Annotated in this window: 17 protein-coding genes; 8 read left to right on the top strand and 9 right to left on the bottom strand. The window is 57.6% G+C overall.

Going from position 1 to position 14,296, the window contains the following annotated elements; all coding sequences use genetic code 11:
• Nucleotides 1-41: 41 nt before the first annotated feature.
• Nucleotides 42-923: a LysR family transcriptional regulator gene (locus PspS35_RS19725; protein ID WP_159936431.1), complete on the bottom strand. Its 882-nt coding sequence runs from the start codon at nt 921-923 to the stop codon at nt 42-44.
• 100 nt (nt 924-1,023) lie between these two features.
• Here PspS35_RS19725 and PspS35_RS19730 point away from each other — a divergent pair, with 100 nt between their 5' ends.
• Nucleotides 1,024-2,079 carry an alkene reductase gene (locus tag PspS35_RS19730; RefSeq protein WP_159936432.1) on the top strand — a complete coding sequence of 352 codons (1,056 nt, stop codon included), beginning with the start codon at nt 1,024-1,026 and terminating at the stop codon, nt 2,077-2,079.
• Between the two features lie 201 nt (nt 2,080-2,280).
• On the opposite strand, the gene PspS35_RS19735 is transcribed toward PspS35_RS19730, so the two are convergent.
• The 4 genes from PspS35_RS19735 to PspS35_RS19750 all read right to left on the bottom strand — a co-directional run bounded on the left by PspS35_RS19735 (nt 2,281) and on the right by PspS35_RS19750 (nt 4,626).
• Nucleotides 2,281-3,216 (bottom strand): alpha/beta hydrolase fold domain-containing protein, encoded by a 936-nt coding sequence (locus tag PspS35_RS19735; RefSeq protein ID WP_159936433.1) that lies wholly within the window; start codon nt 3,214-3,216, stop codon nt 2,281-2,283.
• Nucleotides 3,216-3,656: a TspO/MBR family protein gene (locus PspS35_RS19740; RefSeq protein WP_065925072.1), complete on the bottom strand. Its 441-nt coding sequence runs from the start codon at nt 3,654-3,656 to the stop codon at nt 3,216-3,218. Before PspS35_RS19740 ends, PspS35_RS19735 begins: the two co-directional genes overlap by 1 nt.
• Before the next feature lie 104 nt (nt 3,657-3,760).
• Nucleotides 3,761-4,324, bottom strand: coding sequence for a nucleotidyltransferase family protein (locus PspS35_RS19745; RefSeq protein WP_159936434.1), 564 nt, complete (start codon nt 4,322-4,324; stop codon nt 3,761-3,763).
• Between the two features lie 68 nt (nt 4,325-4,392).
• Entirely contained in the window at nt 4,393-4,626 is a 234-nt protein-coding gene (locus PspS35_RS19750; RefSeq protein ID WP_159936435.1) for a hypothetical protein, read from the bottom strand.
• A gap of 213 nt (nt 4,627-4,839) precedes the next feature.
• Between PspS35_RS19750 and PspS35_RS19755 the strand changes: the two genes are divergently transcribed.
• The 4 genes from PspS35_RS19755 (at nt 4,840) to PspS35_RS19770 (ending at nt 8,339) form a co-directional block, all read left to right on the top strand.
• Nucleotides 4,840-5,991 (top strand): hypothetical protein, encoded by a 1,152-nt coding sequence (locus tag PspS35_RS19755; RefSeq protein WP_159936436.1) that lies wholly within the window; start codon nt 4,840-4,842, stop codon nt 5,989-5,991.
• A 315-nt stretch (nt 5,992-6,306) separates the two neighbouring features.
• Complete coding sequence (locus tag PspS35_RS19760; protein ID WP_159936437.1) at nt 6,307-6,546, top strand: DUF6124 family protein; 240 nt, start codon at nt 6,307-6,309, stop codon at nt 6,544-6,546.
• Between the two features lie 450 nt (nt 6,547-6,996).
• Complete coding sequence (locus tag PspS35_RS19765; RefSeq protein WP_159936438.1) at nt 6,997-7,515, top strand: isochorismatase family protein; 519 nt, start codon at nt 6,997-6,999, stop codon at nt 7,513-7,515.
• A gap of 191 nt (nt 7,516-7,706) precedes the next feature.
• Nucleotides 7,707-8,339, top strand: coding sequence for a hypothetical protein (locus PspS35_RS19770; protein WP_159936439.1), 633 nt, complete (start codon nt 7,707-7,709; stop codon nt 8,337-8,339).
• A 237-nt stretch (nt 8,340-8,576) separates the two neighbouring features.
• Here the strand turns inward: PspS35_RS19770 and PspS35_RS19775 are convergent, their stop codons facing one another.
• Together PspS35_RS19775 and PspS35_RS19780 are read right to left on the bottom strand one after the other, a co-directional pair.
• A complete protein-coding gene (locus PspS35_RS19775; protein ID WP_159936440.1) occupies nt 8,577-8,891 on the bottom strand; it encodes a hypothetical protein in 315 nt (104 codons plus the stop codon).
• Nucleotides 8,892-8,913: 22 nt separating this feature from the next.
• On the bottom strand, nt 8,914-9,516 hold the full coding sequence (locus PspS35_RS19780; RefSeq protein ID WP_159936441.1) for a hypothetical protein: 603 nt from the start codon (nt 9,514-9,516) through the stop codon (nt 8,914-8,916).
• 145 nt (nt 9,517-9,661) lie between these two features.
• Here PspS35_RS19780 and PspS35_RS19785 point away from each other — a divergent pair, with 145 nt between their 5' ends.
• Nucleotides 9,662-10,921 (top strand): IS256-like element ISPsy17 family transposase, encoded by a 1,260-nt coding sequence (locus PspS35_RS19785; protein WP_159934745.1) that lies wholly within the window; start codon nt 9,662-9,664, stop codon nt 10,919-10,921.
• A gap of 132 nt (nt 10,922-11,053) precedes the next feature.
• On the opposite strand, the gene PspS35_RS19790 is transcribed toward PspS35_RS19785, so the two are convergent.
• Complete coding sequence (locus PspS35_RS19790; protein ID WP_159936442.1) at nt 11,054-11,413, bottom strand: hypothetical protein; 360 nt, start codon at nt 11,411-11,413, stop codon at nt 11,054-11,056.
• Nucleotides 11,404-12,378, bottom strand: coding sequence for a hypothetical protein (locus tag PspS35_RS19795; RefSeq protein WP_159936443.1), 975 nt, complete (start codon nt 12,376-12,378; stop codon nt 11,404-11,406). Before PspS35_RS19795 ends, PspS35_RS19790 begins: the two co-directional genes overlap by 10 nt.
• 199 nt (nt 12,379-12,577) lie before the next feature.
• On the opposite strand from PspS35_RS19795, the gene PspS35_RS19800 reads away from it, so the two are divergent.
• Both PspS35_RS19800 and PspS35_RS19805 read left to right on the top strand, forming a co-directional pair.
• Nucleotides 12,578-13,516: a hypothetical protein gene (locus PspS35_RS19800; RefSeq protein ID WP_159936444.1), complete on the top strand. Its 939-nt coding sequence runs from the start codon at nt 12,578-12,580 to the stop codon at nt 13,514-13,516.
• A gap of 69 nt (nt 13,517-13,585) precedes the next feature.
• Nucleotides 13,586-14,281, top strand: a complete 696-nt coding sequence (locus tag PspS35_RS19805) for a DUF1963 domain-containing protein (protein ID WP_159936445.1) — start codon at nt 13,586-13,588, stop codon at nt 14,279-14,281.
• The last annotated feature ends 15 nt before the right edge of the window (nt 14,282-14,296 follow it).

Raw genomic sequence — 14,296 nt, forward strand, 5'->3', positions numbered from 1 at the left:
TCACTTACTCGTTGGTAGCGCAGGTACCCGTATCGGGCCGGTCATGCATCCTCCAGCCTGTCGCGCAAAAACTCGATAAAGCGTTGGGTTTTCGCCGGCAGCAGGCGCGTCTCGGTCAGGGCATAGACCGAGACCGGCGAGCCGTGCCAGTCGGGCAACACCCTGCACAGGGTGCCACTGGCAACGTCTTGCTCGGCAATACCCTCGGGCAGCATCGCAATGCCCAGGTCCAACGCGGCCAAGCGCCTGAGCATGCCCACGCTATTGAGCTCAAACCGCCCGCCCACATCGACTTCCACCGTATCCGCCCCCGATGCCAACCACCATTGATGCGCCCTTGAGCCGCGCATGCGCAAACATTCGTGATGCACAAGGTCTGCCGGTTGCGCAGGCCGGCCGGCGCGTTCCAGGTACTGGGGCGAGGCGTACAGCGCTCGGCGCATGCTCGCGAGTTTGCGCGCGATCAGGTTCGAATTGGCGGGCTCGCCCATACGAATGACCACGTCCACTGGATCGCTGATCAAGTCGACCTGGCGCGGTGTCAAATCGAGTTCGAACGTGATGCCAGGATGCAACCGGGAGAACTCGGCGATCAACGGCGCAAGGTAAACCAAGGCGAAATCCACCGGCAACGAGGCACGCAGCACACCACTGGGCCGGGCGAGCATTTCGCCGAGTTGCTCATGGGCCAGACGGGCCTCATCGACAATGCGCTTGCAGCGCTCAAAGTACAGCTGGCCTGCCTCGGTGGGCTCGATCTTGCGCGTGGTGCGGTGCAACAGCCGCAGGCCGATGCCTTTTTCCAACTCGCTGATGCGCCGGGACAATGTCGAGTTCGGCATGCCCAAGGTCTCGGCCGCGCGGCTGAAACTGCGGGCCTTCACCACCTCGACAAACAGCGCCATATCGTTAAGAAATTCCACGGCATTATCCCATCGGTGAATTAGTCATTTCGCATTTAAGGGATTTATCCCGAAATCGGATTGATCAATCATAACCCCATCACTGATGAGGAACACCGCCATGAATGCTCTTTTCTCTCCCCTTTCGCTCGGTCGCTACACCCTCGCCAACCGCCTGGTCATGGCGCCGATGACACGCTCACGCGCCGACGACGCCGGCGTGCCTTCCGACCTGGTGACCACCTACTATGCGCAGCGCGCCACGGCGGGCTTGATCATCTCCGAGGGGGTGTTCCCCGACGCATCGGGCAAAGGGTATGTGCGCACCCCAGGTATCGAAACCGCCGAACAGGTGGCCGCCTGGAAATCCGTCACCGACGCCGTGCATGCCCAAGGCGGGCACATCTTCATGCAACTGATGCATTGCGGCCGGGTGTCCCACCCATCGTTGTTGGCCGACAACGCGCTGCCGCTGGCCCCCTCGGCGATTAAACCGGCGGGCCAGACCTGGACCGCGACCGGCCTGCAGGACTTCGTCACGCCCCACGCATTGAGCGTGGCGCAGATCGGTGGCGTGGTCGACAGCTACCGCCAGGCAGCGCGCCGGGCCATCGAGGCGGGTTTTGACGGTGTGGAGTTGCACGCCGCCTCCGGTTACCTGCCCGAGCAATTTCTCTCCAGCGCCAGCAACCAACGCGACGATCAGTACGGCGGTTCGGTGGAAAACCGTAGCCGCTTCGTGCTGGAAGTCCTCAAGGCGATGGCCGATGAAGTGGGCGCTGATCGGGTGGGCATCAAGATTTCCCCGCAGATGAACTTCAACGACATCAGCGATGCCAACCCGCAGCAAACCTACACCTACTTGGTCACGCAACTGCGCGGGCTGAAGCTCGCCTACTTGCATGTAGCGCTGTTCGGCGCGAGCTTTGACTACCACGCGGCGTTGCGCCCGTTGTTCGATGGCTGCTATTTGGTGGGCAGCGGGCTGACTCGGGACAGCGCCGACAGCTTGATCGCCGAAGGCAATGCCGATGCGGCGGTTTTTGGTAGCACGTTCCTGGCCAACCCGGACCTGCCAGCGCGTTTTCGTAGCGGTGCCGCCTTGAATGTGCCCGACAAGGACACGTTCTACGCGCCAGGCGCCGAGGGTTACATCGACTACCCCTTCAACCACTGAGCAATCCACTTGTGGTGAGCGGGCTTGCCCCGCGCTGGGCTGCGAAGCAGACCCAATAAGACCGCCGCGATACTTCAGTAAAATCTAAGCGCTTGGTTTGGGGGCTGCTTCGCAGCCCAGCGCGGGGCAAGCCCGCTCACTACAACAAGCGGGCTCGCCACAACAGCCGGGGCAACACCAAGAGCGGGCTCAACACAGAGGTCAAGGGCAACCTTTATAGCGGCCATCGATGCGCTCAGTGATCCACGTTCGGCTGTACGCCAACACCGCCTCCCCCATCGCCACCGGAAAATGGATAAACCCGTGGGCCGATTCCGGCAGCAGATGGGCCTCGGCCTGGGGCCAGCGTTCAGCGATCAACAGCGTGTCATCTTTGAGCGGGTCCAGTTCACCGACAAACATCAACGCCGGTGGCAAGCCTTCAAAGTCGCCATACAGCGGTGACAACGGCGCTTGCCGGCGTTCGTCATCGCTGATCCCCGGCGTGAGCATGCGCAGTGCCTCGACCATTCCCGGCCCGTCCAGCAGCAAGGTGTCCGGCCCGGCGTTGCGCACGCTCGGTGTACCGGTCAAATCGTAGACACCGTAATACAGCACCGCGCCGCTCACACGCTGGAGCAGCTCGGGCCATTGCTTGAGCGCCAGCAAGGTCGCTGCCGCCAAATGCCCGCCGGCCGACTCGCCGACGACGATAACCGGCAGGTCTTTGAACTCTTCATCACAGAGCAACCAACGCGCCGCCGCCAGGCAATCTTCCATCAGCCCCTCGACCGGCGTGTCCACCGCCAGCCGGTAATCCACCGACACCACCGTCACATCGCACGCGTTGAGCATGCCGAGGTTAAGCGCGTCATCCATCTGCGCATTGCCAATCACCCAGCCGCCGCCGTGGATATCCAGCACCACGCCCTTGGGCTTGCCGATAGGCCGCAAAATACGCACGGGCACACCGCCCACGGTGCGGCTTTCGGCCGGCGTTGCGCGCCTGACCTTCTGGCTCACGCGCAACAGCGCCTGGATCAAGCGCGGGGTGATGCGATTGCGGATTTTAAAGCGCGGCATCCAGGCGAGCTTTTGGTTGAAGCGGCGCATCTGGGCCAGTTCCGGCTCGCTGGCCGGCCAAGTTTGGTGGGCCATCAGCGGTTATTGCGCAAGATCGAGAAATTCAACGCCGCCGCGACACACAGCCACGCCAGGTACGGGAACAGGATCAAACCGGTGATCAAATCCAGGCGCACCGCCAACACCACCATGGCCGCCACGGTGATCCACAGCAACACGATGATCACCATCCCGGCAAGCAGGCGATGGGCGCCAAAAAACACCGGCGTCCACAGCGTGTTCAAAGCGATCTGCGCGGCCCACAGCGCCAGCACCATTTGGCTGCCGGGGATCAGGCTAAGACGGTAACCGGCCCAGGCCAGCAGCAGGTAAATGATTGTCCATGCCACTGGGAACAGCCAATTGGGCGGGGTGAAGCTGGGTTTGACCAGGGATTCGTACCAGGCACCGGGCTTGAAGATCACGCCGGTGCTGGCAGCGGCGGCGCAGGCGAGCAGGAAGATGAAAAAGGTCATGGTCGGTCCTTGAGATCGGATGGAAGAAAGCCACGCATAGCATCAGTGACTCAAACCAGCGCCGATAAATTCAATGAACCACACAAAAATGGACTGCACGGCCTTCAATCCGTCGCCACAATCCTCAGCCACGGCCACCGCGCCTGATAACTCCTGGCCTTCTGTGCAAACAACGCCGGTTCCGGATGCAGTGGGTTGATGCGCAACACTCCGTGCTCCACATCTGCCAACCCAAACGGCGCATACACCTCGCCGGTGGCAATCTCCAAGCCGATGCACGTCCCGGCCACCAGGTAACGATCCACGCCCTGCCTGGCGCAATGCAACTGAGGATACGGCCGGCCAAACCGCTGCCCATACCAAAGGTGAACCCGCGCCTGGTTCCTGACCTCCACATTCACGCCCAAGTCCTGGAACAACCGCTCGGCCTTGCGAATCACCGCGTCCTCGGCTTCGTAGGACAGGTCGGTGTCGAAGTAGAAAACGTCGTAGTCCTTTACCCCCTGCGCAGCAGGAAGATTGGACTGGTGATTCCACACTGCCTGGAACAGACAGCCCGCCGTGAGCATGCATTGCTCCACACCCAGGTCGGGCAAACGTGCGGTAATTTCGGCGTTGATGGGGTTGGCCATGGCCAGGGTGAGCAAGGTGTCGACGGTCAATGTCATGGGGGTCCCTGATTTAATCAGCCCTGTGGCGGGAGTCGACTGTACAACATCAGGTCTGGTGTTGAGGTTTAACCCTTCAACTCACTGGCGCGATGGCTCGCGGCATCGTCATAAGCCACATACAGCGACTCAGCGATTTGGCTCTTGATCGCCTTGGAAGCTTCCAACCCCAATACAAAGCCTTCTGCCTTACCGCCTGCGCGGTTGAGTTCTTCATGGGAGCAAGCGCCGGTGATGGCGTCGAGCAGCTTGGTGGCGTGCGGGCCGACGCCCTTGGGGAGGCTGATTTGGTCGATGGACATGGGCGATACCTTGCAAGAGAGAGATCGGTAGCGCGTGGAACCACTGCCGGGGGTGGCATGGTAGACCGATATGCGCTGCAACGGGGTGTTTGCGAGTGAACCGGTTTGAAACTCCAGATGCCTTCGTCATGGCATTTCACTATCATGCGGCGCCCGGCACCGCTTCACCGCGCGTGCCCGCACACCTTATTCAATCAAGACCAGGGACAGGCAATGCCGCCATTCAAAACACTGCTCGCCGCCAGCCTGCTGCTGATTTCGTGCCTGCCCGGCGCCGCCAGTGCCGGCCTGTACAGTTCTGATAAAAACAACTTCGGCATCCTGAAGACCAACCTCACCGACGCCAGCAAGTACCGCTACGCCGCGCTGGTGTCGACCAGCAGCGAAGGCGACGACTTTGAAACCCTGCACCAACTCGCACGCGTCTACGCCGAGGTCCTGGAAAAAGACATGGGCGTACCCGTCGTCCTGTACAACGCTGACGCCCTGCGCCTGAAAAACATCGACACCTACCGCGCCTCGGCCATCGAGCAGATCCAGCGCAAAAACTTCAGCGCCACCGCAGACACCTGCGCAGTGGCCAGCACCTTCCTGTACCCGTCCACCGTTTCCAACCTGCTGCGCATCATGGCCCCCGACATCGTCATCCCCCGCAACGACCCCGCGATCCATGCGCAACTGGTGGACGTGTCCAAGCACTTCCTGGCACAAGACCTGGGCGTGCTGATGAAAATGTGCGAAGCCTCGCCCTCACGCAAACAGACCGCCGCGTTCAAAGAATTCCTGGAAGCCCTGCAAAAAGAACAGCCCTACATCGCCAGCACCGCACGCCTGAGCCAGCACCGCATGCAGGCCAACGCCGAACAAAACGCCGAAGACGCCCGCCGCGCAGACATCGACCGCAAGGCCCTCGCCCGCAAAGCCGAACAAGACAAAGCCTACCAAGCCGCCGAAGCCGCCCGCGACGCGAAAACCCTCGCCGACCAAGCCGCCGTACGCGAAGCAAAACGCCTCAAGGCCCAACGCGACGAACAAACCCGCCAACAAGCCCTGGCCGCCCGCACACCCGAACAAGTGAACCGGGACAACCAACAAAACGAAGACGTGCACGTGTGCTACAAATACGCCGCCATGAACAAAGTGGCCACCGACGCCAACAACCAAGGGATGTCCATCGAACGCGCCGAGCAGGTCCTGGTGGATATGAGAGGCCTCAAAGGCCAGGATGCCGAAGACATGCGCAGCACCATCCGCGTCGTGCGCCTGACCCACGCCAACGACACCCCCAACCAAGCCTTCACCGTCGAATACGACCGCTGCCTGGCACTGCGTGCCAAGAAACGCGCAGAAGGCTCACTAAACTGACCAGCCCCCTGTGGCAAGGGCGCTTGCTCCATTGCCTACGCTTGCGTCAGAATCCGCCGACTTGTGCACAGGGGTAGCCGTCTCTAAGGTTGCCCGGTCGCCGACATCTCGGTGATCGGGTTTAGTAGCCTGAGTTTGGGTATCTATAAGTGCATGAGCGTCATCAATCAGACATCGCGTCTGTACTTGATGGTGGCTGTACGCAGGGCGCCTTCGGGCGCGCCGGCTTTAGATATCCACCGGTCTACTAACCTGCGTACAGCTGCCACCCACCGTTTAGTAGCGGGAAGTGGCGGCCCAATTCAGGATATCTTTATGCTTAATGTCACACCGGATTCAACCACCCTCTTCACCGTCGCCCCCGACGCCAGCAACGAAACCCTCATCACCAACAGCTACGAGACCTTCACGTCCGTCAGCACCTTGCTGCTCGACTTATCCGAAGACCTCAACGGCAAACACCGCGACATTGCGCTGGCGATTCACCAACTGAGTGAATTGGGCGTACTCATGACCGCCAAATTGCTCGACCGCGAAGTGCCTCGCCCCGGCTGATACCGGGCCCTTCAATGCGCTAGCATCAACGCTCGCCGCGTCGCTGTAAGGCATACAGCGATTCGGCGAGTTAGGTTTTGACAGACTTGATAGATGATCATGGCCGCGACCTATAGGAAGGGTAGGTAAGGAGTGAAATCACTACGGGGCCTACATGGTGAAGTTGTTAGCCGCTAAGGACCTGCTTCCGGCCAAAAGCGGACCTCAATGAGCAATACAAGAAGTAGCCATCGCGTAGATCTTGTCCCCTTGCCAACCAAGCACCGTGGAGATACTGTCCACTTATGAATCAGCTACGTATTGCCTCGACCACCACTACCACGACCGCCCGAGGCGGGTCGTGAGAGGTGTCGTGAGCCAATAACGCACGAACTTCAAAGGCCCGCCAGTGATGGATAGGGCCTTTTCTTTTGCCCTTGTGTCGCTGGTCCAAACGCAAGGAAAAGCACAATGCATGCACTGTTGATTCTCGATATGCAGGTTGGATTGTTTCATGGCCCAGATAAACCATGGGCTGGTGAGGCGCTGCTAAATACGTTGAATAGTCTGTTGAATAAAGCCCGCAGGGCCGGCACGCCAATTTTTCTTGCTCGCCACGTGGGGCCGCCCGGCTCGCCTATCGAACCTGGAAGCCCGTTGACGCAACTGGTGCAGGAACTGTTGCTGCAAGGCGACGAAGTGATTTTCGAAAAAAGCCGACCTAACGCTTTCGCCATGACTGACCTGGCCGATCGACTAAAGGCTTGTGGTTCTCAAGGCGTGGTTATTGCCGGAATGAAGACCCAGTATTGTGTCGATAGCACCTGCCGCGCCGCACGAGATCTTGGATTCGATGCAGTGCTGATCGCCGATGGTCATACCTGCACTGACACTCCCGCATTGAAGGCCGAAAGTATCGTCGCTCATCACAATGCAACCCTGGCGGGCCCATTCTGTCGTGTCGTTCACGCTGAGGACTGGCATTTCTAACCTGCATTGATAGGTCGACTCAAGTTCTGGGTCGATCTGTCCGCTTTGGCCAAAAAGCGGTCATACGACGCTTCTACAAAGCGGGGCAATTCAATTGATGAGGTTGATTTTGCTATTGGATAAATTTACAACTCTATCGTGCACTGATTAAAATAAAGTAAAATTTAAAAAACCATGCCTTAGGTGAGCTCATGAAAAGTATTCATATTGCATATATCTTGTTCGGCTCCGCGCTTTCTTTAAAGGTGATGGCGAGCGGGCTAGACGTCGAGCACACCCTAATTGAGCATCGCTGGTATACTTTCGAAGACGTGATAGAAAAGAGAACAAAATACAACAGGGTGGATATTTCGCGAGGGTACATCGAATACTATTTCGAGGGTGACGAATATACACCCAAGCAGCCAGAAGAGAAATTGTCGCCGCGACAAAAATTCTATTCCAACCATGGCAGCGTTGGAACATACGCGGCTGCTGATTATGAAACCGCGCTAGACAGGGAGTGCATAGATGTTGTCTCTGGTTCTTTAGGATCATTTATAGGCGACTATGAAAACTCCAAAAGACCTGATAGACAAAAATATAAGCGCACCGTTGCTGGCATAAAGTCTTTAACGTACAAAGGCCCTGAGTACAACTTCAAGAGCCCTTCATCTTGGTCGCCTGTTGTGTTACCCAAAAATAATAAAAGTCTTCTTTGTGAAATTTATGAAGTCAAGAGCAAAGAAAGTGATGTGAAATACATTGTTTATGCTGCTTCAGTGGCAACTGCTATGTTTGACGAAATTCATACGGCCCCATTGCCAGATAACAAGGTCGAGTAATTAAAGTCTTCGCACTCATGCTGCGGCATTAGCTGGATCAACCTTGAGGCGGCGAACTGAATAATCGGTTTTGAGCAATTGGCTCAGCTACGTGACCGACTTCAGGCTGGGCAGGAACAAGAGCTGCCTGGCACGATGGGCGGCAATTGGCCGATAACTGCCAGTCACCAAAGCCTAAAATAGGGCTGAATGCCAACCCAAAGAGCTCAACTCACATCGCCCAACGACCGCATAAACTCAGCCATAACCAGCCACCCACGGCTCTTGCTCAATAGTCGCAACATCCCCCTGCACCAATAAACCCCATAATTCCAGGATCTTGCCCCCCGGCACTTGCTTCATGTGGCGAGGGTCACCGGACTCCAGGTTTTCAAAGGTGACGATGCCCGACAGGTTTACAGCGATGCACCACTCTGCGTCGTTGGTCACCGACACCTGCCCGTGTTCCTCATCGTGCGCACGCGTTTTCAGTTCGCCAAGAAGCGCAGGGAACGTGTGTATGCCAGGCGCCGAGCTCATGGCACCGTATCTGTGGGTGACGTGATAGCCCATATTGACCTCGTGGTTAGCCTGTTTATAAAACGTCAACGCCGGGATAGAGATCCGCAGGTGGATGGTAATCGGGATCCTCGAAGCGGCTATTGTTGTAGTGGGTTTTGGCTGTCGGCCCTTCGCCCTTGTACGTCACCTGCGAGTTTGGCGTGAGATGCCACCCGCCTCCATCCTTGTCGCGCTCGATCAGCGACGGGTACAGCGTACAGGTGCCTGACGAACCTGATGTCAGCCTGAACTGGTAAAAGCGCCCAGCCTGGGGCGTGAACTTCGCCGTGACGTAGCAAGATTGCGTGCGCGCGCCCTGCCAGGACATACCCACGTGCGTTTCGATGCCGGGCCGGATTTGCGTTTCGTAATAGTCCGACGTGAGGTTTTGCCCCGCTTTCGGCATCCCCTGATCCTGCGTATGAATGAACGGAAGCGGCCCGCTGCGAATCACGCCACCCGAACGTTTACCGTTTTCGTATTGGTACAGATCGGCATGCTGCGTGAAGTTGACGATGCGTACCCAGGCGGGGTTGGGCTCGTTTGCAGGTGCCGTGAAGTAATCGGTGTGGGGTAAATACTGGCAGCCTGCGAACAACGGCAGGGTCAGCAGGCAGAGCGCAGTGCGTATCGACATGAAGCCTGTCCTTTTGCGGAGTCAGGGTAGAGACCACAAGAAAGGAGGAGCATTGCGTAACCGGTGATAAATTCGTTGGAGCCGATAGCGACGAGACTGTCAGAAATTTTGTGTTCGGGCATAACATGTAGCTAGAGGTGCATCTATGCCGACCAAAAAGAAGCCCGCCCATGCAGCAGCGAGGGAGTTACCCTCGATTCCCCAAGAGCTGATCGAGCAGTTTGTTAAAGGCCCGATGAGCGCCGAAGCCATTCAAGACGCGTCCATGGCGTTCAAGAAGGCTCTGATCGAGCGCGCGCTAGGTGCCGAGCTGGGTCACCACCTTGGTTATCCTCAGGGCGCGGAGCGCCCTGAGGAGTCGACCAATCAGCGCAATGGCAAGAGTGGCAAAACGGTTCTTACCGACGATGGGCCGCTTCGCCTGGATATCCCCAGAGACCGCGATGGTAGCTTCGCCCCGATCCTGATTCCCAAGCACGAACGCCGTTTTACAGGCTTCGACGACAAGATAATTGCCATGTACGCCCGGGGTATGACGGTGCGTGAGATCCGCGCTTTTCTGTCTGAGCAGTATGGAACTGACGTGTCCCATGACTTCATCAGCTCAGTCACCGATGCCGTAATGGAAGAAGTCGGCTCTTGGCAGCAGCGCCCCCTGGAGCCTATGTACCCGGTCATCTTCTTTGATGCGCTACGGGTCAAAATCCGGGACGAGGGGTTAGTGCGCAACAAGGCCATTTATCTGGCGCTGGGCGTATTACCCGATGGCACACGTGACATTCTGGGGATCTGGATTGAGAGCACCGAGGGCGCCAAGTTTTGGATGAAGGTCTTCAACGACCTCAAAACGCGTGGGGTAGAAGATGTTCTAATCGCCGTCACGGATGGCCTTAAAGGGATACCGGAGGCTTTGGGAGCGGTTTTTCCTGCCACGACGCTGCAAACCTGCATCGTGCATCTGATCCGCAACAGCTTGGACTATGCCGCTTGGGATAAACGTCGGGCATTGGCCAAAGCCCTCAAGCCGATCTACCAGGCGATCAATGCGGACGTGGCCGAGCAAGAGCTCAACGCCTTTGAAGCGGGGCCTTGGGGTAAGCAGTATCCGACAGTAGTTGCTGCATGGCGTCGCGCCTGGGATCGGGTTATACCGTTTTTTGTATTCCCGGCGGGTATCCGAAAAGTGGTCTACACGACCAATGCCATCGAAAGCATCAACGCTCAGCTACGAAAGATTATTAAAACCCGTGGGCACTTCCCGACCGACGATGCGGCAACGAAGCTGATCTGGCTGGGACTACGAAATATCACGGCTAACTGGGGGCACCCGGCGCATGATTGGAAAGTGGCAATGAATCAGTTTGCGATTCTTTACGGAGACCGATTTACCAGACCGAGCTGGTAAAACAACGGCCTGCCTGACGGCAGGCCCTAACCAGCCCGAACACAAAAAAACTGATACTCCCATAGCGACGCGCTTGATCATCGCTACAAAAACTCGGCCAGCTTTAATTTATTTTCATAGAAATCACATCACCTATAAAATATAACGCCCTACCGACAACAAAACTATCTGCACAATCAAGTAGTCCGGCCATAGCGCCCAACGTTTGAGGGAAACCGGAACGCAAACAAGCTCTTCTTCACTCACATCACCCAACCGGGTGTAACTTTTCGGGAACATAAAAAACAAACCGATCTGCCCCATGCGCATGGCTTTATCCCTCGGTCGATTACCGGGCCAAAGCCGCTTATTGTGTTGAACAATCTTATTGCCCTCAAAATACTGCTCCAGCTTTTCAAGCTTGAAGTAGTACGAGTACAGCAGTAACGCGACGGCAATAATGACCTCTACGCCCACAAGAACTGTGATGACCCTGTAGCCAGCTATATCCATAGGTCATCTGCCATATAGAGTTCTTCACCCAACTGCGCGCCATGACCACCGAAATAGCTGCCACCCATATACCCACCCGTAGCCCCACCAACAACGCCGCATGAAACACGGCCTACACCTTTGGTAGCAATGCCCAAAAACAACCTACATAAAGCGAGTCCAACTTTACCGCCTGCCTCACCCCCCATAATGGATCCACCAACACTCCCCGCCAACCTGCCCACTTCGACAAACTGCGCTTTACGACACTCTTCCTCCCGCCCCTCCGTACACGCCGCGCTCACCTTCAAGCCTGCCCCTCCCACGTCCAGCGCCAGACCGATGTAACTGCCCTTGCGCAAATGTCGAGCTATCGCAGCAATGCGTTCGATGCGCTCTGCATAGCCTTTGATATCGCCTTTGTGCAGGACGCTTTTGGTCGATATCTGCAGAATCCACTTCAACGAACTATTACTGCGCAACCCCGTGCCAAACCGCGCGGCGCCTTGTAGTTGGTCATTCAGTTGTTTAAGCAGCGCTCGGCGTTGCTCAAAGAACGTCTCCCTGCCCACGGTGCCATTCTTGAGCCGAGCATAGGCCTGTTCGATGTCTTCCAGAGTGTGGCGGACGTCATTGAGGTGGGTACTCCAAGCGGATGTAGCGCTACCGATGCCCAAGGAGGTGTAACCCGCCAAGCTCTGCAGCAAATCGTAGTGACTGATCACCAAGCCACCGACCTCTGGATCGCGGTCCAGCACTTGGCTGATCTCCGCGGCCCGGGTCATTAACCAGGCTTCGTCAGCGGTACTTTCTTTGGTGGTATGACTCGGCACGATAACCAGGTACCCCGCTCTTACAAAAGGACGGGGTAGATGCGCGTTCAGTGCATAGAATTTCTGCGCGGCCAGGGGCGATGCGCCACTGAGTTCCATACGCCTCAGACTCGCGTAATCAATGAATTTTTGATTGATATAAGCCGTTGCCATGTCCGATTTCCGACCTCAATAAAAGAAGAGTTCGAAATATAAAATCGGAATTTTCTATATGGACAGAAAACAACAGGGGCAAATACTCACTTTCAGAAAGAAGCTACAAGCCAGCAGATCAAAACCTACAGGCATCAGGTATTCTGCCCAGCGTAAAACCCGCCCCCGGCCTGTTTTAAACGCGCATCAGGAGAGTTGCATGTTGATTGGCCATCACTTCGAGCGCACCCCACAGGGTGACTTGCACGTCCACTCGCGCAACGGGGTGCAAAGCGTGTTTGTGCTGCTGACAGGCGCGATGGCGTTCATCCTGCCTTTGGTCTTCGTGGTGTTCTGGTTCACCGATAGCGGCTCGCAGCTGGCAGACATGGATCCGCTGAGCTCGCTGCTGATCGTACTCCTGCTGCTGCTCATTCCCGCCCTTGGCCTGCTGCTGATGGTGTACACCGGCATCCGCGAGACGCTGCTGTTGTCGCGAGTGAACGGTGAGGGCAAGCGCCGCACCCATAACTTTTTCGGTGGCCGCGAGCGTGTGCAGTCGGTCTTCAGCATCGATAAACCCCACCACCTCGAACTTCGCCGCCGCCCGCAGGCCGAGCCCGCCTACACCCAGCTGTGGCTGGTGATGCGCGACGGCACCGAGCAACGGTTGAGCACCGATAACGTGCCGGTGGTGCCGGGGAGCAAACGCACCGATGTGTGGCTGCGTGAACTGGCCGATTACCTGGGTGTGGTTGTGCCCACTGAGGTGGTCGTGGGGTCGGCAACGCCGGCGCCCTATAGGCCTGCGCCAGCACCTGCGAAAGCCGCCAAACCACGCAAAAGCACAGGGCTCGCGCCAGTCGCTGAGTCCACCGATAAGCTCGGCATTGCGGCACGTGCCCTGCTCTCACTGCTGGGTGCTTTCCTGGCGGTGTTGGAGCTGACTCACGTGATCGCCTTGGTGCGCGCGCTGTTCACCGGGCGGCTGCGGGTCAGCGGTGTTCGCTCGGGCTCGGCGAGCTTTTATTGGGCCGAGCAGCCGTGGGTGTTTTCATTCAATGTGCTGGTGGGTGTCGCCGAGGTGCTGATTGTCGGCGTGATCGCCTGGGGATGTATGCGCACGGCGATTCTGGGGCGGATCAAGGCCAATCCTTAACGGTATGGCACCCGCACACTGCTAATCTGCGGCCCTTGAGCCTGTAGCAAAAGGAAGCTTTGCATCGTCATGGATATTCCACAAATCAAGCAACGCCTGGCCCGCCCGGCCGTCAAGTTCATTGCCGGCGGCTTTCGCCCGCTTGGTACCGATGAGGAAAGCTGGCTGGGCAATGTCTTCCTGTTCCGGCCTGACGAAGGCGTACCGACCAATCACGCGGGGCAACCGCTGCTCCCCTTCGCGCAGTTTTACCTGCCCGCCCTGCCCTTCAACAGCCCGTTGTTGGCCGAGGTTCGGGTACTGACGGTGTTCATGTCTAACCCGTTTCCAGCGTGCTTTGAGCCGATGGGAAATAACTGGGTGATCCGCGAATACGGGCCTGATGACGTGCTGGTGCGCAAGGCACTGCCGGTGGCGGGTGCATTTCTCAAGCCCTTCCCACTGAAGGCGCAAGCGGTGCCCGAGGACTACCCACTGTGGGATGGCGGCGGTGTCCCGGCGGACCTTGAGCAAGCCGTCCTCGCGCTGGAACGTGCGGGAAAGATAGAAAGCTATTACGACCTGACCACCCACACCTACGAACACAAGATCGGCGGTTACCCCTCGTTCTGCCAGTCAGGCGTTGATCCGGGCGAGGGTTTCGAGTTTGTGTTCCAGATCTCATCAGACGCGAAGATCAACCTCAACGTGGTCCACAGTGGCAGCCTGATGTTCTGGAAGCACAACCAAACCGGGGAATGGGCACTTTATTATGATTTTTACTAAGGCGCCGGGAGCCCT

It is taken from the genome of Pseudomonas sp. S35, assembly GCF_009866765.1.
Lineage (GTDB): Bacteria > Pseudomonadota > Gammaproteobacteria > Pseudomonadales > Pseudomonadaceae > Aquipseudomonas.

Bases quoted from the DNA above. Each gene is read 5' to 3' on its own strand.
- PspS35_RS19730 (WP_159936432.1), top strand. From the start codon at position 1,024: ATGAATGCTCTTTTCTCTCCCCTTTCGCTCGGTCGCTACACCCTCGCC.
- PspS35_RS19735 (WP_159936433.1), bottom strand. From the start codon at position 3,216: ATGGCCCACCAAACTTGGCCGGCCAGCGAGCCGGAACTGGCCCAGATG.
- PspS35_RS19740 (WP_065925072.1), bottom strand. From the start codon at position 3,656: ATGACCTTTTTCATCTTCCTGCTCGCCTGCGCCGCCGCTGCCAGCACC.
- PspS35_RS19745 (WP_159936434.1), bottom strand. From the start codon at position 4,324: ATGACATTGACCGTCGACACCTTGCTCACCCTGGCCATGGCCAACCCC.
- PspS35_RS19750 (WP_159936435.1), bottom strand. From the start codon at position 4,626: ATGTCCATCGACCAAATCAGCCTCCCCAAGGGCGTCGGCCCGCACGCC.
- PspS35_RS19755 (WP_159936436.1), top strand. From the start codon at position 4,840: ATGCCGCCATTCAAAACACTGCTCGCCGCCAGCCTGCTGCTGATTTCG.
- PspS35_RS19760 (WP_159936437.1), top strand. From the start codon at position 6,307: ATGCTTAATGTCACACCGGATTCAACCACCCTCTTCACCGTCGCCCCC.
- PspS35_RS19765 (WP_159936438.1), top strand. From the start codon at position 6,997: ATGCATGCACTGTTGATTCTCGATATGCAGGTTGGATTGTTTCATGGC.
- PspS35_RS19770 (WP_159936439.1), top strand. From the start codon at position 7,707: ATGAAAAGTATTCATATTGCATATATCTTGTTCGGCTCCGCGCTTTCT.
- PspS35_RS19775 (WP_159936440.1), bottom strand. From the start codon at position 8,891: ATGGGCTATCACGTCACCCACAGATACGGTGCCATGAGCTCGGCGCCT.
- PspS35_RS19780 (WP_159936441.1), bottom strand. From the start codon at position 9,516: ATGTCGATACGCACTGCGCTCTGCCTGCTGACCCTGCCGTTGTTCGCA.
- PspS35_RS19785 (WP_159934745.1), top strand. From the start codon at position 9,662: ATGCCGACCAAAAAGAAGCCCGCCCATGCAGCAGCGAGGGAGTTACCC.
- PspS35_RS19790 (WP_159936442.1), bottom strand. From the start codon at position 11,413: ATGGATATAGCTGGCTACAGGGTCATCACAGTTCTTGTGGGCGTAGAG.
- PspS35_RS19795 (WP_159936443.1), bottom strand. From the start codon at position 12,378: ATGGCAACGGCTTATATCAATCAAAAATTCATTGATTACGCGAGTCTG.
- PspS35_RS19800 (WP_159936444.1), top strand. From the start codon at position 12,578: ATGTTGATTGGCCATCACTTCGAGCGCACCCCACAGGGTGACTTGCAC.
- PspS35_RS19805 (WP_159936445.1), top strand. From the start codon at position 13,586: ATGGATATTCCACAAATCAAGCAACGCCTGGCCCGCCCGGCCGTCAAG.